General features: G+C 52.6%; 13 protein-coding genes, 2 tRNA genes, 2 rRNA genes and 5 pseudogenes. 8 read left to right on the top strand and 14 right to left on the bottom strand.

All coding sequences use genetic code 11. The features are described 5' to 3' along the window. Positions 1–26: 26 nt before the first annotated feature. The 3 genes and pseudogenes from argS to rocF form a co-directional block, all read right to left on the bottom strand. Positions 27–1,817, bottom strand: coding sequence for an arginine--tRNA ligase (gene argS, locus H9L05_RS12985; RefSeq protein WP_187731333.1), 1,791 nt, complete (start codon positions 1,815–1,817; stop codon positions 27–29). Between the two features lie 113 nt (positions 1,818–1,930). Beyond that, positions 1,931–2,313 (bottom strand): annotated as a pseudogene (locus H9L05_RS12980) (YbaY family lipoprotein). Between the two features lie 174 nt (positions 2,314–2,487). Continuing rightward, the gene (gene rocF / locus H9L05_RS12975; RefSeq protein WP_187731331.1) at positions 2,488–3,480 is read right to left on the bottom strand and encodes an arginase; all 993 of its coding nucleotides are present in this window, start codon (positions 3,478–3,480) and stop codon (positions 2,488–2,490) included. Between the two features lie 259 nt (positions 3,481–3,739). Here rocF and H9L05_RS12970 point away from each other — a divergent pair, with 259 nt between their 5' ends. Next, entirely contained in the window at positions 3,740–5,140 is a 1,401-nt protein-coding gene (locus tag H9L05_RS12970; protein ID WP_187308801.1) for a type III PLP-dependent enzyme domain-containing protein, read from the top strand. A gap of 350 nt (positions 5,141–5,490) precedes the next feature. Further along, the gene (locus tag H9L05_RS12965) at positions 5,491–5,643 is read left to right on the top strand and encodes a hypothetical protein (protein WP_165963497.1); all 153 of its coding nucleotides are present in this window, start codon (positions 5,491–5,493) and stop codon (positions 5,641–5,643) included. Positions 5,644–5,730: 87 nt separating this feature from the next. On the opposite strand, the gene H9L05_RS12960 is transcribed toward H9L05_RS12965, so the two are convergent. Beyond that, positions 5,731–6,270: a D-glycero-alpha-D-manno-heptose-1,7-bisphosphate 7-phosphatase gene (locus tag H9L05_RS12960; protein WP_187731330.1), complete on the bottom strand. Its 540-nt coding sequence runs from the start codon at positions 6,268–6,270 to the stop codon at positions 5,731–5,733. Between the two features lie 191 nt (positions 6,271–6,461). Here H9L05_RS12960 and H9L05_RS25075 point away from each other — a divergent pair. From H9L05_RS25075 to H9L05_RS12940, 4 genes and pseudogenes are all read left to right on the top strand, one after another. Beyond that, positions 6,462–6,779: pseudogene (locus H9L05_RS25075) on the top strand (FAD-dependent oxidoreductase); the annotation flags it as partial. Between the two features lie 92 nt (positions 6,780–6,871). Further along, positions 6,872–7,765 (top strand): protoporphyrinogen oxidase, encoded by an 894-nt coding sequence (gene hemG / locus H9L05_RS23720; protein WP_262892525.1) that lies wholly within the window; start codon positions 6,872–6,874, stop codon positions 7,763–7,765. A 26-nt stretch (positions 7,766–7,791) separates the two neighbouring features. Beyond that, entirely contained in the window at positions 7,792–8,577 is a 786-nt protein-coding gene (locus H9L05_RS12945) for a polyprenol monophosphomannose synthase (protein ID WP_187731327.1), read from the top strand. A 67-nt stretch (positions 8,578–8,644) separates the two neighbouring features. Continuing rightward, the gene (locus tag H9L05_RS12940) at positions 8,645–9,589 is read left to right on the top strand and encodes a TerC family protein (RefSeq protein ID WP_187731326.1); all 945 of its coding nucleotides are present in this window, start codon (positions 8,645–8,647) and stop codon (positions 9,587–9,589) included. A 159-nt stretch (positions 9,590–9,748) separates the two neighbouring features. Here the strand turns inward: H9L05_RS12940 and H9L05_RS12935 are convergent, their stop codons facing one another. Continuing rightward, on the bottom strand, positions 9,749–11,893 hold the full coding sequence (locus tag H9L05_RS12935) for a transglycosylase domain-containing protein (protein ID WP_187731325.1): 2,145 nt from the start codon (positions 11,891–11,893) through the stop codon (positions 9,749–9,751). Positions 11,894–12,052: 159 nt separating this feature from the next. Here H9L05_RS12935 and purB point away from each other — a divergent pair, with 159 nt between their 5' ends. Next, the gene (purB, locus tag H9L05_RS12930) at positions 12,053–13,411 is read left to right on the top strand and encodes an adenylosuccinate lyase (protein ID WP_187731324.1); all 1,359 of its coding nucleotides are present in this window, start codon (positions 12,053–12,055) and stop codon (positions 13,409–13,411) included. Between the two features lie 85 nt (positions 13,412–13,496). Then, positions 13,497–14,441, top strand: a pseudogene (locus H9L05_RS23715) (glycosyltransferase family 9 protein); the annotation flags it as partial. A 147-nt stretch (positions 14,442–14,588) separates the two neighbouring features. Here the strand turns inward: H9L05_RS23715 and H9L05_RS12925 are convergent. The 9 genes and pseudogenes from H9L05_RS12925 to H9L05_RS12880 all read right to left on the bottom strand — a co-directional run bounded on the left by H9L05_RS12925 (position 14,589) and on the right by H9L05_RS12880 (position 23,659). Next, a complete protein-coding gene (locus H9L05_RS12925; RefSeq protein WP_187731323.1) occupies positions 14,589–15,713 on the bottom strand; it encodes a glycosyltransferase in 1,125 nt (374 codons plus the stop codon). A gap of 81 nt (positions 15,714–15,794) precedes the next feature. Further along, positions 15,795–16,780, bottom strand: a pseudogene (locus H9L05_RS12920) (glycosyltransferase family 2 protein). Beyond that, positions 16,773–17,299 (bottom strand): annotated as a pseudogene (locus H9L05_RS12910) (DUF4199 domain-containing protein). Before H9L05_RS12910 ends, H9L05_RS12920 begins: the two co-directional pseudogenes overlap by 8 nt. 49 nt (positions 17,300–17,348) lie before the next feature. After that, positions 17,349–17,900 carry a DUF4199 domain-containing protein gene (locus tag H9L05_RS12905; protein ID WP_187731320.1) on the bottom strand — a complete coding sequence of 184 codons (552 nt, stop codon included), beginning with the start codon at positions 17,898–17,900 and terminating at the stop codon, positions 17,349–17,351. A 147-nt stretch (positions 17,901–18,047) separates the two neighbouring features. Beyond that, entirely contained in the window at positions 18,048–19,982 is a 1,935-nt protein-coding gene (locus tag H9L05_RS12900; protein WP_187731319.1) for a BatA domain-containing protein, read from the bottom strand. 188 nt (positions 19,983–20,170) lie between these two features. Next, a 5S ribosomal RNA gene (gene rrf / locus H9L05_RS12895) occupies positions 20,171–20,282 on the bottom strand. An 84-nt stretch (positions 20,283–20,366) separates the two neighbouring features. Beyond that, positions 20,367–23,278: ribosomal RNA gene (locus tag H9L05_RS12890) — 23S ribosomal RNA — on the bottom strand. Between the two features lie 204 nt (positions 23,279–23,482). Beyond that, positions 23,483–23,556 (bottom strand) — tRNA-Ala (locus tag H9L05_RS12885). 29 nt (positions 23,557–23,585) lie between these two features. After that, a tRNA-Ile gene (locus H9L05_RS12880) sits at positions 23,586–23,659 on the bottom strand. Positions 23,660–23,738: the final 79 nt, after the last annotated feature.

Raw genomic sequence — 23,738 nt, 5'->3', positions numbered from 1 at the left:
TTATTTAAGTGAAGGCAGCTTAACTTTTACATTCGCTCGGGCACGGTGATACCTAGCAGGCGCATACCGGCTTTGATGGTACGGCCGGTTTGGGCCGAAAGAGCCACGCGGAAGCGACGCTTCGTTTCGTCGGGCTCGCCAAACACAGGTACTTCCGTGTAAAAGCGATTGTATGCTTTCGCCACTTCGTACACGTACTGCACCAGGATGGAAGGCGCCATAAGACGAGCAGCCTCCGCCACTACCCCAGGGTAGCCGGCCAGCAACTGTACGGCGTCGCGCTCGGTTTCGTGCAGGCTTTCGGGAGCGTCAATTTGCCCCCCAGTCAGGCCCAGCTCGGTGGCTTTGCGCATAATGGCCGCAATGCGGGCGTGCGTATACTGCACAAACGGACCGGTATTGCCCTGGAAGTTGATGCTTTCCTCGGGGTTGAAGAGCATGCGCTTTTTAGGGTCAACCTTCAGCAGAAAATACTTGAGCGCGCCCAAAGCCAGCGTGTGGTAGAGCTGCTCGGCTTCCTCGGTGCTGAGTCCTTCAATTTTGCCCAGCTCCTGGGTAGTGCGGCGGGCCGTGTCTATCATTTCCTGCACCAGCTCGTCGGCGTCGACTACCGTTCCCTCGCGGGATTTCATGCGGCCCGAAGGCAAATCGACCATGCCGTAGCTGAGGTGATGAATGGCTTCGGCGTAGGGCTTGCCCAGCTTGTGCAACACCGCCTGTAGCACCTGCATGTGGTAGTTCTGCTCGTCGGCAATCACGTAGACCGACGAATCGTAGTTGAAATCCTGGTATTTGAGCTCGGCCGTGCCCAGGTCCTGGGTGATGTAGACGCTCGTACCGTCGGCGCGGAGCAAGAGCTTTTCGTCGAGGCCTTCTTCCTTCAGATCAACCCACACGGAGCCGTCGTCTTTGCGGAAGAAGACGCCTTTTTGGAGGCCTTCTTCCACGCGCTCTTTGCCCAGCAGGTAGGTTTCGGACTCGTAGTAATACTTATCGAAATCGACGCCGATGGTGCGGTAGGTTTCGTCGAAGCCTTCGTACACCCAGCCATTCATCTGCTTCCACAGAGCAAGCACTTCCTCGTCGCCCTGCTCCCACTGCTGTAGCATGTATTGGGCTTCGGTCATCAGGGGAGCCTGGCGCTTGGCCACATCCGGCAGGACGCCCTCCGCTTCCAGCTGCCGGATTTCTTCCTTGTAATGGCGCTCAAACAGCACGTAGTATTTCCCGATCAGGTGGTCGCCTTTGATACCGGAGCTTTGGGGTGTTTCGCCGTGCCCGAAGCGCTGGTAGGCCAGCATCGACTTGCAGATGTGGATGCCGCGGTCGTTGATGAGGTTGGCCTTGGTAACGGTGGCGCCAGTGGCTTTTACAATCTCGGCCACGGAGTAGCCCAGAAAAATATTGCGCAGGTGGCCCAGATGCAGCGGCTTGTTGGTATTGGGCGATGAATACTCCACTACTACCCGCTGGGGGCCATTTGAAGGCACCGGAGCGTTATCGGGCCGGGCCAGCATCTCAGCAAATTGGCGCAGCCACTCACTGTCACCTATTTCCAGGTTCAGAAAGCCTTTCACTACGTTGAACCCACTCACGCGGGGCTCATTGGCGGCCAGCCATTCGCCCAGCGCCTGGCCTATCTGCTCCGGACCTTTGCCCAGACTTTTCGTCAGCGAAAACGTTACGAGCGTAAACGTGCCGGCGAATTCCTTGCGGGTGGGCTGAATAACAAGCTGCTCCGTTGTAACCGTAGCGCCAAATACCTGCTGAATAGCTGCGCTTAGCGCAGCTTTGATGTCTTGTTCGAGTTGTTGCACGGGGTGCGGAGAATTAGGAAGTTAAGCGGCACAAAAGTAGTGCAAGCTACGGCTTAGGTTACGAAAAAGCCCCCCAAGCGCTTATTTAGCATTCACTTGCTGAAGCACAATGTTCACGTCGAGGGGTTGCCGTGGGTGATAACGGGGTAGGCTTGGGTAGTAGTGAATAGCAATTTGCCATCTGCCAGAATGCGGGCCTGCACGGCGTAGGTACTCTGCGCGTTGATTTGGGCCGGATCGTAGCGCAGCAAAAACTCGTAGGGCACCTGCTTGCCCTCCGAGGGCGCAGGGTCAGGGAGTCGAGCACGGTGGCGGCCACATCGGCGAAGCTTACGTCCAGAAGCTGCAGCTTCACTATGGCCGTGGGCGGCAGTGCAATTCGCTCGCGGTAGCTTACGGTGCCCGTAACGGCGGCGCTTACGGTCTGGCCGGGCACATCGCCCTCAGGGCCGCGCTTTTGGGGCGATACAGAGCAGGCACTTAGCGCCAAAGCCATTATTCCCAACCGCGCGTTACTGAGCTTCATAGGACTGGAGTTTTAGTCTGAACTTGAATTGAATATAAGGAAGCCACCGCAGCTTTAGCAGTGATAATCGGAATCAGGCACCACAGGCCGCGAAAAAAGCCCCCAGCATCCTGTATTGCTTGTGTTCTCGTTAAACTTAGCAGACTACGTAGTGGCGCGGCTTTGGCGCGAGGTAGCATCGGCGTGCTGCAAATGATTCTGGATGGTATCGGTGGCCGCTTCCAGAATGTCGAAAGCGTTTCTGGCCATCGTGTTTTCCGAGTCGAGCGTCGGGTTTATTTCTACCATCTCGAAGCAGACTATCCGGTCGTTATCCAGTAGCGCCTGGCACAAAGCAATGGCTTCTTCTACATTCAGGCCTTCTTTTACGGGTGTGCCCGTGCCTTTGCTGAAGCGCGAGTCCAGAGAGTCAACGTCGAACGACACGTACACCAAGTCGCAGTAGCGGAGGCGCTCATAAATCTCACGGGCTACCTGCTTCGGACCCTTTTCTTTGAATTCGGCCAAGCCGAAATTCTTGATGTTGTAGCGCCTGATTACTTCATTTTCCTCGTGCTCCGTATCGCGCACCACTACATACACTAGGTGTTCGGGCTTGAGCTTGGGACCCGGCTCGCCCAGGTTTTTGAGGCGATGCCAGAAGAATTCGGTTTCCGGCTCCGGCACATTCCGCTGACACTCCAGGTTATCCTCGTTCAGCGCCATGGCGATGGGCATGCCATGAATATTACCCGAAGGCGTGGTGTAAGGAGAGTGAATATCGGCGTGAGCGTCTATCCATACTACGCCCAACGTTTTGTGCGGATAAGCTGTTTTAATGCCCGCTAGGGTTGCGGCGGCGTTAGAATGGTCGCCGGCTAGCACTAGTGGGAATTCGCCGAGGCGTAATGTTTGTTCAACCGTATTGGCAATGTTTTTCTGAACCGTATAAACTGAGTCGATGTGCTTGGCGTAAGGGAAGTGGTTTTTATCGAACAGCACATGATTCAGATCCGGCACAGCCACGGAATTGAACCGGCGGAAATAATCAGAACCTTTGTTTAAACAGGCAATCCGTAGCGCATCTACGCCCAGACTGGCCCCGCGAGTCCCGGCTCCTAGCTCGGAGCGGACTTCGATGAGCTTAATACGTTTCATAAAAGAACGATGCGCCGACAGGAACGGACGGCTAAGGGCCTTGGCCGAATACCAGAGAGCAGGACCACGTCTCACCGCTCTCGCCCTGGGCGCCCCATATCGGAGTACCCACCTACCGCCTATCTTTGCCGGCCCACAAAGGTGCGGAAAAGCCCGCAAAAGGCCAATCTGTTGTTAACTGGCGGAAAAGGCAGTTAGTGATTTATCACCTGACCACTTCGTCCCCTAATTCTACCCATTCAGTTCCTTACTTCCCCTAATGGATACCTACCACGACCTGATTTCCCAAACCTTCGATTTCCCAACTGTCGACTTCACCGTTCAGGACAACGAGCTTCGCTTCCACGATATTCCGCTCATGGATATCGTGAAAGAGCATGGCACCCCGCTGCGGCTCACGTATCTACCTAAAATAAGCTCCCAGATTCAGCGGGCTAAAAAATGGTTTGCGGACGCTATCGAGAAAACCGATTACCAAGGCACCTACACGTACTGCTACTGCACCAAGTCGTCGCACTTCAGCTTTGTGCTAGAGGAAGCGCTCAAAAACGACATTCATATCGAGACTTCTTCGGGCTTCGATATTCACATTGTGCGCGAGCTGTATCGGCGCGGTAAGCTCAATAAGCAGAGCTATATCATTGCCAACGGCTTCAAGCGCGAGCGGTATCGGCGGCACCTCACGGAGCTGATAAATGAGGGTTTCGTGAACTGCATGCCTATTCTGGACAACCTCGCCGAGATAGATTATTACCACGATCACGTAACCGAGAAGTGCAACATAGGTATGCGCCTGGCTTCCGACGAGGAGCCTCGTTTCCAGTTTTATACTTCTCGCCTCGGCATTCGTTACGCCGATGCAGTGCCGCTATACGAGCAGAAAATCAAGGAAGACCCGCGCTTTCAGCTCACCATGCTGCATTACTTCATCAATACGGGCATAAAGGATACCAGCTACTATTGGTCGGAACTGTCACGCTTTGTGCATAAATACTGCGAGCTGCGCCGCGTGTGCCCTACCCTTACCACTATTGATATCGGCGGCGGCTTGCCCATTCAAACCAGCATTCAGCCCGAATATGACTATCAGTACATGGTAGAAGAAATTCTGCGCACCATCAAGCGTATCTGTAAGGAGGAAGGTGTGCCGGAGCCGCATATTTTCACGGAGTTCGGCATTTTCACAGTGGGCGAAAGCGGCGCTACTATCTACTCTATTCTGGATGAGAAGCTTCAGAATGACAAGGAGTTGTGGTATATGATCGACGGCTCTTTCATCACCAACCTGCCTGATACCTGGGCCCTGAATCAGCGCTTTATTATGCTGGCGCTGAATGGCTGGGAGAAGTCTTACAAGAAGATTCAGCTGGGCGGCCTCACCTGCGACTCGCAGGACTACTACAACGCCGAGAAGCACATTTATCAGGTGTTCCTGCCCGAGCGCAAGCCCACCGATGCCAAGCCGCTCTACGTTGGATTTTTCCATACCGGCGCTTATCAGGAAAGCCTTTCGGGCTACGGCGGCCTCAAGCACTGCCTTATCCCGGCGCCCAAGCACGTCATCCTCGACCGCGACGCCGACGGCACGCTGCGCAATTGGGTATTTGCCGATGAGCAGGACAGTGACAGCATGATGCGTATTCTGGGCTATCAGCAGTAGAGTCTTTGTTTATAGACAAACCTGAGGCTACAAAGCCATTACAGTACTAAAAAAGCCCCCACGTTCGCTTTGGGGGCTTTTTTAGTACTGTAGAATATAAATAGCTGGCAGCAGCAATCCGCAGATGTTTTTCCGCGCAGGAAAGTGTTCTTAACACTACCTACAATTGAACATTGGACAAGACTGAAGTATATTAGAGGACAGGATGTACGCTGACGCACTGATTTTGCGTAGGCTCCACCTAATTCCTAGCCTCACAGACAATTTAAATTGCGCCTGACCGTTATCGGGCATAACATTTGAGGAATGCATTATCAGCGTCCGAATTTCCTCTCAACTTGTATTTTATCATGAAAAAACTGCTTCTAGTAGCCGTTGTCGGACTGGCCGGCCTGGGCTCATGCCGCACCAAGTGCCCGGCTTACTCCACTACCAAGCCTGCTACCCAGGTTTCGTCTTCCATTACGGCTAGCGCAGAACAAACTTCGGCCGCGCGGCAGTAAGTTGCCAAGGTTTTGCTACACGCATCAAAGCCGGCTTTCCTTCACTGGGAGGCCGGCTTTGATGCGTGTAGAGAGGCCAGCAACGGGTTAGCTATTTCTGAGTATGAAGTCGGTGGCTTCTACTAAATCATTGGCTTGCACGAGGTTGGAATGAGTCGTAGTGTCGCCTACCAAGATGCCGCGCACGCCGGCGCGGGCACCCGCTTCCAGGTCGCGGAGCCGGTCGCCGATTATCCAGCACTGAGCCGGATCGAGATGAAAGCGGGCCAGGCCTTTCTCCACCATCAGCGAATCCGGTTTGCGCAGCAGCGACTCGCTTACCGAAGGATGCCCCGGCGCGAAGTAAAGCGCATCCAGCACATCATTGCAGGCTGCTTGTAGCTTGGCATAGCAGGCCTTTACCTCGGCAGCCGTGTACAAGCCCTTGGCAATGCCAGCTTGGTTGGTCACCACAATCAGATGATAGCCAGCCGCTTTGAGGCGGGCCAGGCTGTCGGGCACGCCTTCCAGTATCTCAAAGTCCTCCAAGCGCCAGACGTATTCGCCGATTTCTTTATTCAAAACCCCATCGCGGTCCAGAAATATGGCTTTGGCGCGGGAGGAAGTAGCAGTTTGCGGGTTATTCATTGGCATAAAGCTACTGATTCTGGCTGGGGGGCAAATTAGCGGCCTTACCTTTGACGCCACTGCTGATCAAGGGCATTTATTAGCGGCAGGTTGTGTTGATGAAAGTGTCGCTCGTGGGTCACTGTTCAGCTCGCACAACTTAGCGGCATTTATTTTTCGCTGACTATGAAAGTCGCTATTCTGGGGGAGGAATTTCGGGGCTTACGCTTGCTTTTTACTTGCAAAAAGCGGGCATTGCGTACGATTTATTTGAGGCTGATGAGGTGCTGGGGGGCAATTTGCGTACCGAGCGCCGCGGTAGCTACCTGCTCGAAACCGGCCCCAACTCCCTGCAGCTCAGCGACGAGCTGCGCGACTTGCTCACCGATCTGAACCTTACTACCGAAATTCAGGAAACGGCCGCCGTCAGCGCCAACCGCTATATACTCCGCGATGGGCGCTACCATCGCTTGCCGGCCTCGCCGCCGGCTTTGCTCACCAGTGGCTTTTTCGGCTTCAAAGCCAAGCTGAATCTGCTGCGCGAATTCGTACGTCCGGCTGCCCCAATCAATACGCAGGAGACGCTGGGGGCTTTTTTCGGCGGCGCTTTGGGTCTGAAGTCGTGGATTATGCCCTCAATCCATTCATCTCCGGTATTTACGCCGGCGACCCGGAACAGCTGCTGCTGCACAAAACTTTCCCGAAACTCGCGGCCCTGGAGCAAACGCACGGATCGGTGCTGCGCGGCTTGGCCAAATCGGGCGGTGCCGGCGGACGGCGCAAGATTTTTTCGCTGCGCGGCGGCCTCCAAACGCTGGCCATAGCCCTTACCCATCACCTCACCAACCGCCACACCAGCCAGCCCGTTACGGGCCTGACGCGTGATGCGGCAGGTAAATATCTGGTTCAGACGGCTCGGGGGGCTTTTTCGGATACCTCCTACGATGTAGTTGCTTTGGCCCTGCCCGCCTACGCCGCCGCGCCGCTGCTCAAACCGCTTTTTCCGGAAGCAGCTTCGGCCCTGGCCTCCGTGAATTACCCGCCTATGGCGGCCGTATTCACCGCCTACCGCCGCACCGATGTAACCCACGCGCTTGATGGCTTTGGCGCCCTTCACCCGAAGGTAGAGCAGCCCTATGCGGCTGGCAGCATCTGGACCAGTTCTATCTTTCCTGACCGAGCCCCTGCCGATCAGGTGCTGTTTACCACCTTTGTGGGTGGCAGCCAATACAGGGCTCATGCCGGGCAGCCGGCCGATGCGCAAAAGGCGGCCGTACACACGGAGTTAAGCCGCTTCTACGGAATTAAGAGCGCCCCGCTGTGGCAGCACCAATACTACTGGGCCAAGGCTATTCCGCAATTTGATGCAAATATCGTAGCGGCTCATGCCGCAGCCGATGAACTGGCAACGCAGGGAATAGAGTCTGTGGCCAATTGGCGGGCTGGTGTTGGCGTGCCCGACTGTGTGCGCTACGCTCGTCAGATGGCAGAAAAAATCGCTAAGAGTGCAGCTTGAGTGCCTATATTTCTATCTTTGATCCAATGAATGATGGGCTGGTCCTAATTCCGACGTACAACGAGCGCGAAAACGCAGAGTTGATTATTCGCAAGGTATTCTCGTTGCCTAAAGCCTTCGACGTGCTCATCATCGACGATGGCTCGCCTGACGGTACCGCTCAGGTTGTGCGGGAGCTGCAAAACGAGTTTCCTGGCCGCCTGTTTCTGGAAGAGCGGCGCGGCAAGCTGGGCCTAGGCACGGCCTATATTCATGGTTTTGGCTGGGCTCTGAAGCACGGCTACAGCTATATTTTTGAGATGGACGCCGATTTCTCGCATAACCCCGACGACCTCTCTCGCCTTTATGAAGCCTGCGCAGTAGAAGGCTACGACATGGCCATCGGTAGCCGCTACTGCCAGGGCGTGAATGTGGTCAACTGGCCTATGGGCCGGGTTTTGATGTCATGGTTCGCCTCGGCTTATGTTCGCTTCATTACGGGTATGCCTATTGCCGATGCTACGGCGGGCTTCAAATGCTATTCGGCAGAAGTATTGCGTACTATTGAGCTCGACCGAATCCGTTTTGTGGGCTACGCCTTCCAGATTGAGATGAAATGGCTGGCTTACAAGTATGGCTTTCGCATAAAAGAAGTCCCGATCATCTTTACTGATCGTACCCGCGGCACCTCCAAAATGTCGAAGGGTATTTTTAAAGAAGCTTTTTTTGGCGTCGTGCAGATGAAAGTAGCCAGCTGGTTTCGTCGCTTCGATCGGACTTCAGTTGCCAGTTCCGACGCTATTTCCGTTACGACCGCAACCCCGGCCCGCTAAACGAGGTAAGGCACCTACGGCGGAGTTGCTGCCGGGCAGCGGTCCAGTATCTACCTACTAACAACGAATGGAAAATACCCCCGCCTTTTGGGTTGGCTTCAACATCTTTGTATTGGCAATGCTAATGCTGGATTTGCTGGTGTTCAACCGCAAGGCCCACGTGGTAAAGATGCGCGAAGCCCTGGGATGGAGCGCCTTCTGGATTGCACTTTCTCTTTGTTTCAATTACCTCGTGTACCGCACGATGGGGCAGCAGGCCGGACTAGAGTTCCTTACCGGCTACCTGATCGAGAAGTCCCTGAGCGTGGACAATTTATTCGTGTTCCTGCTCATTTTCAGCTACTTCAAGGTTCCGCAGCAGTATCAGCATAAGATTCTGTTTTGGGGTATTATCGGGGCCTTGGTGCTGCGGGCAATATTTATTCTGGTGGGAGCAGCCTTGCTGGCTAAATTTCACTTCCTGCTCTACGTGCTGGGCGCCTTCCTGATTTATACCGGCATAAAGATGGCCACCAGTGGTAGTGAGCCCGAAATAGATCCGGATAACAATCCAGTGGTCAAGTTCTTGAGCCGCTACATGCCCATTACCAGCAAGATAGAGGATGGGCGCTTTTTCGTGCGCAAGGAAAACCTGCTCTTCGCCACTCCCCTGTTTGTAGTGTTGGTGATGGTCGAAACCACCGACGTGGTGTTTGCTGCTGATTCCATTCCCGCTATCCTCGCCGTCTCCCGCGACACGTTTATCGTGTACACTTCTAATGTGTTTGCACTACTTGGCTTGCGGGCTTTGTATTTTGCTTTGGAAGGCCTGATGCGGCTTTTCCACTACCTGCACTACGGCTTATCCCTGATTCTGATATTCATCGGTTTCAAGCTTTTAATTACCGATTACTTCCACATTCCTATGGCCATTTCTTTGGGAGTGGTAGGCTTTATTCTGGTGATATCGGTTATTCTATCTCTGATGTTGCCCAAGAAGGAAAAGGAGGATACGCTGCCATTGCATAAGTAATAGAATACCCACAAAAAAGCCCCCCAGACTATTTCTGGGGGCTTTTTTGTGGGCGTATGTTCCTTTATCAGGAACGCAGCTTTTAACACTCACCTTTAGCTAACTGAATAGCGGACAGATACACTGTTCCCCTCGCTTAGACTAGAGAGAACAAGCAGCTTATGGCTGTTTTGGGGTTGGAGCAGGGTTATTATCCTGATCCGGCGGGGTGGTATTTACGCCCTCATCGGGCGTTGTATTGCCGCCAAGCAAGTCAATCAGATTCAGAGGCTCAAACTGCGCGGAGTCGGCGGGCGCGAAGGCTCGTACCGTATCTACGGCCGTAACGATGTACTTGCGGGCCGGACCATTGAGCGCCACTCCTAGCGATAAATCATCATAAGCGCTTTGGGAGATCATGCCCCGTTTGGCCATAATACCCGCAATCAGCCGGTAAAAATAGCGCGCACTACCCCGCAGGTTGCCGTAGCTGTCGAAGGAGTAGCGGTAGAACTTAGGCTTGGGCACAATGCTGGCTAAGTACAAGCTCTCGGATAGATTCAGCTCACTGGGTGATTTATCGAAGTAAAAACGCGCCGCATCCGTCACGCCGTACACTTTTGGCCCCCACTCAATGATGTTGAGGTAAACCTCAAACATGCGTTCCTTCGATGCCAGCCGCGTATTTTCAATAATCCACACAATGAGGGTTTCTTCCGCTTTTCGAGCTACCGTCTTTTTGCGCGTCAGAAACACGTTCTTGACCAGCTGCATCGAAATAGTGCTACCACCCCGTGCAAAGCGTTTCTCCTTGATGTTTTGGATAGCCGACTTCACAAAAGCCTTTTCCATAAACCCTTTATGCGTAAAAAAACGCGGGTCTTCGGCCGTCAGAATGGCGTTCTTAAGATGGTTTGAAATTCGGTTGAAGGGCGTGAAATCCCGATTGGGCGGCCCCACGGGGAAAGTGCGAATGGAGTCGCCTTTATCATTGTATGCCGTGTAGGCAAAAGCGCGGTTGAGCTTGCTTAGGTCTTCATTACCCCAGCGGGTAATCCGAAAGTTTTTGCTCTTCAGGGTTGAATTAAACTCCAGGCTATCGAGCTTATTCATGTCCAGCGCTGCCTTGAGGCTGTATGTGAGCGTGCCTTCCCCCTTCGTACCCTCCAGGGTTTCAAACATGCCTTCTGGCAGCGAAGCGAAAAAGTCGTTGGCCGTCGTCTCAGTTGACTTTATATCGGCGCTGAACTGCAATCCGGCCAGCAAGTCTTTGCGGGAGGTCAGTCCGTTCAGCTTTTTACCAATACGACGCTGCTGAACGGGCAGCTTGCGCAAACTGATGGCGGGGTAAAACACCATCTTATTCAGCGTAACCTTTGTGCCCTCATCCAGCGAAAAAGCCCCCTGGCCCAGCGTAGCCACGAAATCCATGCCTCCGTTGCGCACCACAATATCCCGATCAGAAAGCTTGGCCTGATAAACAGCGAAGTTATTGGCAGCGGCTGTACCACGCAGCGTCAGCTCATTGTCATCTAATTCCTTATCGGTCAGGCTAAAGCGCAACGTATCAAACTGTACGCGCGCCTTATAGCGCTGCTGTAAATAAGGGAATACTACGGGCCGCTTATTCAAGCCGTATACCTTGGCCTGCACCGCATAGTCGCGGGGTTCTACGCGCCCCTGAATACCTACTTTATTCTCGACGGAATCGAAAGTCGCCGTCAGTTGGCCCGCGATATTGCCATCCTCAATGGTGAGGCTGGGCATAGCAATAGTTGCCGCATGCCCAGGGCTACGATACGTAACAAGAAAGTTCTTAAAATCAGCCTCAGCGGGGATATTATCGAACCCGGCCTCGATTAGCTGGTTCAGCAGCAGACCATAATTGGTGCCTTGCGTGGTATCTCGGGCCACGGTGGTCTTGCGTTTTTTTGTTTTGTAGAGGAAAGAAAAATTATCGGTAGTAGCCGTTTTGAGTGCCGTCAGTCGAGCATTATCAATCTGCAGATTACTAAACACCGGCCGACCCGCGAATAAGGAGCGGGCGCTGAGTGAAGCATTAATGCTATGGGCCCGCAACAACGTGTCTCTGCCCGTAGGCACGAAAGAAACGCCCTCAATACGCACTGTGTTGAAGTCGGTAAACTTCGCCGGCCCGAGGGTAAGCTGCGCGGGATACTTCCGCTCTACCCGCGTTTTGACTTGGGCGAGAGCATAGTCCAGAAGTTGCTGGCGCTTCAGGAAGAACATGCCAACGGCGCCGGCCAACAGCAGCACGAGAACGCCGAAGCCTAGGGCGATTTTTTTCTTAGTAGCAGGAGTCACGCGAATAATCAGGGAGAGGATATCGCGACCAGGCTCTGCGAAATTCGCGCCGAACCCACGGCCGCACGAGCCACAAAGGTAGCGAAAAGCCGCATGTGGCGTTTATGGTAGCGCGAGCGCATTCGCTACCTTTGGTCCTTCTGACTTTTTCTGCGCCTCATGTCTGCACCTGATACTACCCTTTCACCGCTCACGGCTCTCTCCCCCCTCGATGGCCGCTACCACCGCCAGACGGCTCCGTTAGCACCTTATTTCTCCGAGCTGGCGCTGATTAGATACCGGGTTCGGGTGGAAGTAGAGTACTTTATTGCGCTTTGCGAGTTGCCATTGCCCCAATTATCCGGCGTTGATTCTGCCCTTGTTAAGCCTTTACGTGCCATTTATGAAACGTTTTCTGTAACGGAAGCCGAGGCCGTAAAAGCTCACGAGCGCGTGACGAACCACGACGTAAAAGCAGTTGAATATTTCCTGCGCGACCAGTTCTCCTCACTAGGGTTAGGCGATTATCTGGAGTTTATTCACTTTGGCCTTACCTCCCAGGACATCAACAATACCGCTATTCCTCTCAGCTTGCGCGAGGCGCTGATGGAAGTAATTTTGCCGCAATACACTGGCCTGCAACAACATTTGCAAACACTTTCCCAAACCTGGGGGGCAATTCCGATGCTGGCGCGCACCCACGGTCAGCCTGCTTCGCCCACCCGGCTGGGCAAAGAAATCGAAGTGTTTGCCGCCCGGCTAACAGCACAGTTGGCGCTACTGGCCCAGGTTCCATTCGGTGCTAAGTTTGGAGGAGCTACTGGCAACTTCAATGCGCATCATGTGGCTTACCCCACAGTAGACTGGAAGCAGTTCGCTAACCAGTTCGTGAATAACACTTTAGGCTTGCATCGTAGCCATCCAACTACCCAGATTGAGCATTACGACCACTTAGCGGCTACCTGCGACGGCTTAAAGCGGCTGAACACCATTCTTATCGACTTTGCCCGCGACGTGTGGCAATACATCTCTTTGGGATATTTCCGGCAGACCATCAAGGCCGGAGAAGTAGGCTCTTCAGCCATGCCACACAAGGTCAATCCTATTGACTTTGAAAATGCTGAGGGCAATCTGGGAGTGGCGAATGCTTTGCTGGAGCACTTAGCGGCCAAGCTGCCTATTTCCCGCCTCCAGCGCGACCTCACCGACTCCACGGTACTCCGTAACCTGGGCGTGCCACTTGGCCACACACTGTTGGCGCTGAACTCCTTACAACGCGGCTTAAGCAAGCTGGCCCTCGATGAAGAAGCTCTGCGCCGCGACCTTGACGCCAACTGGCCCGTAGTAGCGGAGGCCATCCAAACCATTTTGCGCCGCGAAAACTACCCCGATCCTTACAATGCGCTCAAGGCGCTCACCCGCACCCACGGCCCCATTACTGAGCAAACAATTCGGGAGTTCATCGAGACATTGACGGTAAGCGACGAAGTGAAAGTCGAATTGCGTGCTATCTCGCCCATGAATTATGTGGGTATCTAATAGTCGTTGATTGGTGATGAATATGCTTGGAGTAACAGCTCCATTCGCCAGATTGCAGAACAACAAAAGATAATTTCAGTCTTCAATGCCCGAACTCAACGGCATCCTCGTTCATCCTGACTGCCGCCATTTCCGCGGCGATGTGCCTTGTCGGCCTAATAAAGAACAGGGCTACCAGTGCGCTGGCTGCCCTGTGTATGCGCCTACCCAGGAAAGGATTCTCATTATCAAGCTGGGTGCTATCGGCGACGTAATTCGGACGACGCCGCTCCTGCGCCGGCTTCGCGAGGAATACCCGGCTGCTAAAATCACGTGGCTCACGCATACGCCCGCTATTTTGCCCCCCAGCGCCGTCGATGAGATTCTGAAGCTGGACATGACTGCTGTGTTGCATCTACAAGCCCGCGAGTTTGAGATTGTGATCAATCTGGATAAAGACAAAGAGGCCTGCGCCCTGCACGACACCATTCGGGCAGTTCAAAAGTTCGGCTATACGCTGCTCCCCAACGGTGTGCCTTGGCCTGGTAATTCGCTGGCCAATCACAAGTTTCTAACGGGTGTATTCGATGAGCTGAGCTTACAAAATCAGAAGCCGTATGTGCAGGAGATTTTTGAGCTGTGTGGCTACGAATTTCGGGGCGAGGAGTACGTTTTCGAAAATCACGACGATAAAGGGTATCGCTGGGACAACTTGCCGACGAGTCGTCCGCGCATCGGCCTCAATACGGGTTGCGGCGACCGCTGGACCACGCGCTTATGGTCTGACTCGCACTGGATTGCATTGATTACCGAACTTCAGCAAGCCGGCTACACGCCTGTTCTGCTCGGAGGAGCCGCTGAGGACGAGCGAAACCAGCGCCTGCACCTAGCTACTGGGGCCGCATATCTGGGCACGTTTCCGTTGGAGCAGTTTATCAACCTGATGCAGCAGATGGACTTAGTCGTGACCCAGGTTACGATGGCCATGCATATTAGCATTGCGCTGGGCAAGCCAACGGTGCTGATGAATAACATCTTCAATCCCCACGAATTCGACCTGTACGGCCGCGGCCAGATCGTGCAGCCCGACCGGGAGTGCGTCTGCTTTTACCGTGGCACTTGCAAGCTAGGCACGAGTTGCATGGAAGATTTGCCCCCAGCAAGGTTTTTGCGGCCGTGCAGGCATCATTACCGACTTCTAGTTTGCCACGGCTTTCAGCGCTGTAATCATCTCTCCCCAGGAGAATTGCTTTTTTTGCTCCTGCACGCCTGCCGTAAACTGCTGCTCCCGCTGGTTTTGGTAAAAATCAACCAAGGCGTCGGCAATGGCTTTGGGCTGCGCTTTGGTCACGTAGCCCACCTCGCCGTCGGGTATCAGTTCTGATAAGCCGCCTACATCAGTCACCAGCATTGGGCGCTCAAAATGGTAGGCAATCTGTGACACGCCACTCTGAGTCGCGTTTTTGTACGGCTGAACCACCAAGTCGGCGGCGCAGAAGTAGTCGGCCACGCGCTCATTGGGGATAAAGTCGGTGGCCCGCACCAAGCGTTCCGCTAATTTATATTGCTGAATAAGAGCCTCGTACGGTACGGCGGGCTCGTAAAATTCGCCGGCTATAATAAGCTTAACTGGTAAGGCAGCAAGGCGCGCATCAGCAAAGGCTTCGAGCAACAAATCAAGGCCTTTGTAGGCTCGGATAAAGCCAAAAAAAAGAATGTACTGAAAATCCGCGCTCAGATTTAAAGCCTTCAGTGCCTCCGCTTTTGGCTTTAAAGGGCCGAAATTATCGTAAAGCGGATGCGGCTGATAACGGGCGGGCTGGTTGAAATGCAAGCGGCGCAGATCGGCCAGCACGGAGCGCGACATCGTCACAAACCCGTGGCAAGCCGACAGGAAATAGCGCGTCAGGGGCCGATCACCGGGGCGTTTTTCGTGCGGAATCACATTGTCGGTGATGGCAACTAGCCGCGTGTGCCGGTTGCGGGAAATAAGGCGGGCAATGGTGCCCAGCGCCGGCCCCATAAACGGCAACCAGAAACGAAAAACAACCAGATCTGGCTTCTCGCGGCGCAACCGATTACCCACGCGCCACCACGATACCGGACTCACTGAATTAATACTAACCTCAATCTGCAAGTCCTGGGGGGCTTTTTCGGTGCTAAACTGAGTCTGCCCCGGAAACAGGAAGCTAGGATATTGTAAGCTAAACGTCACCAGCCTTACCTCATCGCCAGCGTCGCGGAAAGCCCGGGCCAGTCGCTCGTTGTAGGTAGCCAATCCACCCCGTAACGGATACGCAGGCCCGATAATGACGACGCGCATAGATTCAACTTAGCCGTGAATAGATAAAAAAGTAGCCCGTGCTCAGCAAGTTCTGACGCTTACCAACCACGGGCTACTGCGCTATTTAATATTCAGTTTCTCGCGTACTAAGTAGTCGTTTCGGCGGGCTCCGCTCAAAGAAATCATCTCGGCTAAAAAACCCGCTAAAAACAACTGAACTCCTACTATTACCGCTACCAAGGCCAGAAAGAACAACGGCTGGGCTGTTACGTCGCGGGCTTTTAAGTTGTTCAGCGCCAAATACACTTTTTGCCCCCAAGCCATAAAGTGATGATCATTCCGAGCAGAAATGATAAGGTGCCCATCGTACCAAAGAAGTGCATGGGCCGACGCCGAAACCGACTCACGAAGGTGATGCTTAGCAAGTCCAGAAAGCCGTAGACGAAGCGCTCCAGGCCAAACTTCGTAACGCCGTACTTGCGCTCCTGATGCTGTACCGGCTTCTCCCCAATGCGGGCAAAGCCGTTCCACTTGGCAATAACCGGGATGTACCGATGCATCTCCCCGTACACCTCAATGCCTTTCACCACGCGCTGGTCATAGGCTTTGAGTCCGCAGTTGAAATCGTGCAGTTGAATGCCTGATATCCAGCGCGTAACGCCGTTAAAAAGCTTGGTTGGAATGGTCTTACTCAGTGGGTCGAAACGCTTCTTCTTCCAGCCGCTCACCAGGTCATAGTGATCTTCCGTAATCATGCGGTAGAGCTCGGGCAGCTCCTCCGGCGAATCCTGCAAGTCGGCATCCATGGTGCACACCACGCGGCCAACCGCCGCCCGAAAGCCTACGTTGAGAGCCGCCGACTTACCATAATTACGATTGAAGCGGATGCCGCGCAAATGGGTATCAGCTTGCGCCAACTCCTCAATTACCTCCCACGAGTCATCTGTGCTGCCGTCATCTATCAAAATGACTTCATACGTGAGCCCATGCTGAGCCAATACCCGATGAATCCAACGTGTTAGCTCTGGTAATGATTCTGCTTCGTTGAGCAGCGGGATTACGACTGATATTTCAACAGGAAAATGCTGCGGCAAACGCTTACTCAAATTCAGGACGATTATGTTTCGTGATAGCAGCTATAATAAGTGTAAGCAGAAAGCCTATTAAAGCTGATCCAAGGATGGCCACTGCAATGCCAATTGGGCCAGTAGCGAAACGCTGCGACATCTGGATAGCCTGATCAATCTGAGCGTCGCTCATATTACCCGCTTCTTCCATCTTGGCACGCGTTTGCTCAATCGCGCGCTGGGCTGCTGACGGATCAATAAACTCCATGTAAACATAGCGAAAAATGCCCCCAGAAGACCAGAGACCAAGCTCAATATGACTCCAATTCCAAGGCCCTGGCCATAAGACATAAAGCCGCCATTATTCTCCTTATAATTTTTGTGCGCTAAGAAAATACCACCAATCAAGATGACAATCCCTAAAAGGGAAAGCGCAGTGTTCTGCTCCAGATTAGCTGCCAGCAGAATAAAGGAATAAATAATGGATACAATACCCGTCAGCAGCCCGTAGCGCAAGCCAACAGAGGTTGTGGAAACCGGAGTAGAAGTATTTTCCATGGAGTTAGAAGAATGAGAGTAAGAAGAACAACTAGCAACAAGAACGTAGTTATTTTCTAAAAAAAACGGCTCCAGGAAAGCTTAAGATCAATCCAAACAGTAATTTCTTCTCAAAATCATCAGATGCCAACGCCTGCGGCGTATGAGCGAGGCTTTGCTGGGCACGCTCGTATTGTTCTTGGCCTCCTGCCTGCTTTATAAATTCGTCCTTACTAGCCTCCAGAAGAGCTTTCATCTCTGATAAATGCCGATCAATTGGTGCTTGTCCGGTAGCTCGAGCGAATCCATATACGCCAGTCGCCGATGTGACAGCAGCCAACACTGTCGTCAGAATCCCGGCCATCAATACACGTCGGAAGCCCGGCCCGTCAGGTAAAAAGGAGCGCCGGACTACCCATTGACATAATAAGGCAGCTAATGGCGGGACAAAAACACTCAGCAGTCGCTTTGGTCCATAGGGGTTATTATCGGTCAGGTAGAGAACAATTACCCAAATAATACAGATGATTCCAGCCCCAACTCCGTAGCGGAGAGCATGACGTACAATAAGTCGCTTAGATTCTGTGGCTGGGTTCACGGGATTTGAAAGGTGATGCAGCAAGATAATAGACGGGCGCCTAAGATGGCTCTTAGGCAGCCACAGCCATTGGTTCCACTGTTTTACGCCTCGTCATAAAACGAAGCAACAATACTTCAGCTAATAAACAGGCCAGAGCAGCCCATAGGCAATACTGCCATAGCGGTGTGCCTATACGCTCGGCACTATATTGCGCTGCCACAGTTTGCCCCCAGACGCATCGTAAACCTGAATATTCGGATAATCTTTGCCAATCAAGGTACGTAGTTCTTCCGCTGAGTAACGCGCCAAATTTGATTCTTTCTTGTCAACGTTGAATGCTAAAGTTTTAACAGTACGACCATTACGAATGAGTTGATAAAAGCCAGGAATCTGCATTCCGGGCGGAACATCAAAACGTAGCTCTCCAGCCTGTAGTCGCTGCACCGGAATGAAGGTCAAGCTGTCTTTTGTCAGCTTAAATACCTGTTCAGTATTGTCCGTCGCCTCTGGCACTGCCACTACTACCGTCTTTTGATTCAAGCGATAAGCTGGATCTTGATCATTGCGGAAGCTTTCCATTGCCAAACGATACATAACCGGCACAAATAGAGCATGATTAGTAAAGTCTGAATACTCAGTCTCGAAAGGCGCAGAGAATAAAAACACAGTACCACGTCCGCTGTTGAAGCTGGCTAAGTAGCCATCGCCATCTTGTAGACGCAAAATGTCTGTCTCCGATCTTGACCATCGTAATACGGGCGAGACTTTTGGCATCACTGCCTGCCGATTACGGGCTGCGAATACGTCTTTGAAGAAAGGGTTTTGTGGGCTTGGAGTAGCTACATCCCTTAAGTTTGGCGCGCCATTAGGCGCTGGCTCCCACTGTACTGAGCCTATTCCCAAATCCTTAAATAACTGAGTGTAAGACGTACGACCTGCGGTAATTGCGGGTGGCACAATAACTACCGACCCGCCCTTATCAACCAACCTCTTTATACTTTCGCGCAAGCCGGCATCCACACGTGGTTGCTGCACCAAAACAAGGTTAGCACCTTCTATTTTGGAATAGCTTATAGCCTTTGGAGTGCTTTTGCTATAGGAGAATAGGGACTCGTTTGCATACAAACGCTGCGTAGCTGGTTCGCCTGCAGCCAAATCAACAATGCGTATTTGAGGTGAAGGCTGCAGCGTAAAATAATAAGTATTATCAAAGGTTACGGGGAAATCCTCAATTTCCACCCTACAGCGTTGCAGCTCATTGTTATCAATGCGAACTCTTACTGAAGTTGTTGTCGAACTTCCCGTTCCAATGGACGCACGGTATACTGCCGCCTGTTTATCGCCAATAAATAATTTTACCTGACAGTTATCCACTGATTCTTGTCCACCATTGCGCAATCGAATCCGCAGTAGGATATCAGTTCCACGCCGCACGAAGGCATCATCTAGCAATACACTATCAACATAGACATTTTGAGTGGCTACATTCTGAGTTATGGGCACCAAAAATACACTTTCCGCAGAGTCAATCTGAGCTAAAGACTTCGGAGAAAAATCATTCTTTTGAAAATCAGAAAAAATGAAAGTTTGTCCATTCTCATCTCTGCTGATTTGCCCCTTTCCTTTAGCTATCAATGCGCTTAACCCTGCAGCTTGTCCTGATACGGTAAGCTGTTCTGTAGCAGCTTGGAAAGCGGATTTATTTAAGGAATTAGCTGCTGGAGAAAGCTTAAACTGCGTTGTTGCTGGATATATATTCACGAGACCGTTAGCCTCTTCTACAGCTTTATCTAACAAAGATTGATCATTACCTTGAGCTTGCATACTTGGTGATGTGTCAATAATCATTGAGACGAACTCACCTTGTTTTACATCATTCTTTGCAGCAGGTATAAACGGTTGACAAAACATTAATACTAGAAATAGAACGAACCCAATCCGTGCTAACAAAACAAGTAAATGCTTTAACTTCCTTTGGCGCGCCGTAACCAACTTCACTTCTCTAATGAATCCGACATTAGTAAAGTGAACGAGTTGCGGTTTACGTAACTCAAAAAAGTGAATAGCGATAGGAATTGATACAGCAAATAGGCCCAATAAAAACCACGGAAATAGTAGCGCCATTGTCAAAAATGCATTTTACAAAAGATCATCAATCATCAAATCCGTATTCTAATATGTTACTTATATTATTATAATAGGGTTAAATCTAGCTAGCACTCAGGTGCTAGCATCTCGAGGTGTGGGGGGCTATAAACGAGGGCAGCCCCCCGCATCCGGTATGGGGACGCTGGGGGGCTGCGGCAAAGTAAGGTTGGCGGCGACCGACTCTCCCACCGGTGAAGGTAGTACCATAGGCGCTCCGGGGCTTAACTGCTCTGTTCGGAATGGGAAGAGGTGAACACCCGGGCTAAAGCCACCATTACTGGCGGTCGTGTCCTGTTCGCGGACACAACAAATAACGTTGACGCAGGTAACGGGTAAGAAGAAAGGAGAAAAAGAGCTGTATTGGGTAAGTGTTCGAGTCATTAGTACTACTCGGCTCGGCCATTTCGGACCTTCCACCTATAGCCTATCCACGTGGTCGTCTCCCACGACTCTTCCTATATAAGAGATCTCATCTTGAGGTGAGTTTCGCACTTAGATGCTTTCAGCGCTTATCTCATCCCAGCGTAGCTACCCGGCGCTGCAGCTGGCGCCACAACCGGTGCACTAGCGGCTGGTCCATCCCGGTCCTCTCGTACTAAGGACAGGTCCTCGCAAATCTCTAACGCCCACCACAGATAGGGACCGAACTGTCTCACGACGTTCTGAACCCAGCTCGCGTGCCACTTTAATCGGCGAACAGCCGAACCCTTGGGACCTTCTCCAGCCCCAGGACGTGACGAGCCGACATCGAGGTGCCAAACCTCCCCGTCGATATGAGCTCTTGGGGGAGATCAGCCTGTTATCCCCGGCGTACCTTTTATCCTTTGAGCGATGGCCCTTCCATGCGGAACCACCGGATCACTATATCCGTCTTTCGACCCTGCTCGGCTTGTAGGCCTCACAGTCAAGCCCGCTTCTGCTATTGCGCTCTGCGTACGGTTACCAAGCGTACTGAGCGGACCTTTGAAAGCCTCCGATACTCTTTTGGAGGCGACCACCCCAGTCAAACTACCCACCAGACACTGTTTCCCCGTCTCGGAGATTAGGCACCGAGTAACACAAGGGTGGTATTTCAACGTTGGCTCCCCGAGAGCTGGCGCCCCCGGCTCATAGCCTCCCACCTATCCTACACATGTGTTACCCAGCGTCAATGTCAAGCTATAGTAAAGGTGCACGGGGTCTTTCCGTCCCGTGGCGGGTACTCGGCATCTTCACCGAGACTACAATTTCACCGAGCTCACGGCTGAGACAGCGCCCAGATCGTTACACCATTCGTGCAGGTCGGAACTTACCCGACAAGGAATTTCGCTACCTTAGGACCGTTATAGTTACGGCCGCCGTTTACCGGGGCTTCGATTCAAACCTTCGCCTTGCGACTAAGTTCCCCTCTTAACCTTCCGGCACCGGGCAGGTGTCAGACCTTATACTTCCGCTTACGCGTTCGCAAAGTCATGTGTTTTTGTTAAACAGTCGCCTGGGCCTTTTCACTGCGGCTTCTCTGCTTGCGCAGAGGAAGCGACCCTTCTCCCGAAGTTACAGGTCCATTTTGCCGAGTTCCTTGGCCGTGATTCACTCGAGCCCCTCAGGATACTCTCCTTGACTACCTGTGTCGGTTTGCGGTACGGGTTACAACAAGATTAAAACGCTTAGCAGGTTTTCTTGGCAGTCTGATTAGGCAAACTATCCCCGTGGCCGAGGCCGTAGGGTACTATCACGTTTCAGCAAAGTCAGCGGATTTACCTACTGTCTCTATACCTACGCGCTTCAACGGGCACTTCCGTCCGCCCGCGTTGCTTTCACTTCTGCGTCACTGCATCACTTCTCATTGTAAGTGCTGGAATATCAACCAGCTGTCCATCGACGTAGCCTCTCGGCGTAGCCTTAGGTCCCGACTAACCCTGCTCCGATTAGCGTTGAGCAGGAAACCTTAGTCTATCGGGGGCGGGTTTCTCACCCGCCTTATCGTTACTCATGCCTACATTTGCTTTTCTAGCCGCTCCAGCACCCCTGACAGGATACCTTCACCGCTGCTAGAATGCTCCCCTACCACTTGCATATAATGCAAATCCATCGCTTCGGTACCGGACTTGATGCCCGCGTATTATCGATGCCCTCTCGCTCGACCAGTGAGCTGTTACGCACTCTTTAAATGAATGGCTGCTTCCAAGCCAACATCCTGGCTGTCAAGGCAAGTGGACCTCCTTTGTTCAACTTAGTCCGAATTTAGGGACCTTAGCGGATGGTCTGGGTTCTTTCCCTCTCGGCATGGGACCTTAGCACCCCACGCCTCACTGCCGGCTATATTACGTGGCATTCGGAGTTCGTCTGGATTCGGTAGGCTTTGACACCCCCTAGTCCAATCGGTAGCTCTACCTCCACGTAACTCAACGCCGACGCTGTACCTAAATACATTTCGGGGAGTACGAGCTATTTCTCAGTTTGATTGGCCTTTCACCCCTACCCACAACTCATCCAAATCCTTTTCAACGGAAACTGGTTCGGGCCTCCAGTTGGTTTTACCCAACCTTCACCCTGGTCATGGGTAGATCACAAAGTTTCGCGTCTACCCCCCCTGACTCTGCGCCCTATTCAGACTCGCTTTCGCTGCGGCTCCATGACTTGAGTCATTTAACCTTGCCAGGGAGGAGTAACTCGTAGGCTCATTATGCAAAAGGCACGCCGTCACCCCACTAGAAGGCTCCGACCGCTTGTAAGCACACGGTTTCAGGTTCTTTTCACTCCTCTATTCGAGGTTCTTTTCACCTTTCCCTCACGGTACTGGTTCACTATCGGTCTCTCAGGAGTATGTAGCCTTAGCGGATGGTGCCGCTGGATTCAGAGGGGATTTCTCCGGTCCCCCCCTACTCAGGAATCCTCTACCGTGCTTGACTTGCTCGCTTACCGGACTCTCACCGTCTCTGGTCGACTTTCCCACGTCGTTCAGCTAAAATCAAACAATCAGATGTTGAGGTCCTACAACCCCGTGCTGGCCGTAACCAGCGCGGTTTGGGCTCGTCCCCGTTCGCTCGCCACTACTTAGGGAATCATTGTTATTTTCTGTTCCTCCGGGTACTTAGATGTTTCAGTTCCCCGGGTTTGCCCCACTACTACTAAAAGTAGTGGCCCCTGTGCTTCACACAGGTGGGTTGCCCCATTCGGATACCCGCGGATCACCTCGTATGTGCCAATCCCCGCGGCTTTTCGCAGCTTATCACGTCCTTCCTCGCCTCTGAGAGCCTAGGCATCCCCCGTGTGCCCTTGCTTACTTACCTGTCCCCGCCCGAAGGCAGGGGGCTCGTAACAAGAAACTACATTGAAGTAATCCTCGCTTCTTTCTTTTTCTTCTTACTCGTTATCCTACGTCAAAGAACGTGTGTCTTCCTGTTGAAGACAGTGGACTAATAAGGAGTTGCCTCGCTTATTAGTATATACTCTGTACTCTCCGAGTTCACTCACCATTTGTGAGTAATTCTGCGTGGAGAATAACGGATTCGAACCGTTGACCCCCTGCGTGCAAGGCAGGTGCTCTAGCCAGCTGAGCTAATCCCCCGTGTGTTCTGCCTTCTCCGCCTTCCCCTGTGGGCCAGCGTGGACTCGAACCACGGACCTCGACATTATCAGTGTCGCGCTCTAACCACCTGAGCTACTAGCCCGGGTTTCGATTTAGAATCGAATCCGAAAAATTATTTGAATGAGAGGAAAAGACGTATTGGTAGGGTTGTCGTGTAACGA

The sequence above is a fragment of the Hymenobacter qilianensis genome (assembly GCF_014489555.1).
Taxonomy (GTDB): Bacteria; Bacteroidota; Bacteroidia; order Cytophagales; family Hymenobacteraceae; genus Hymenobacter; species Hymenobacter qilianensis.
Note: the sequence above shows the minus strand (reverse complement) of the source record. Positions and strands in the feature narration are given on the sequence as shown.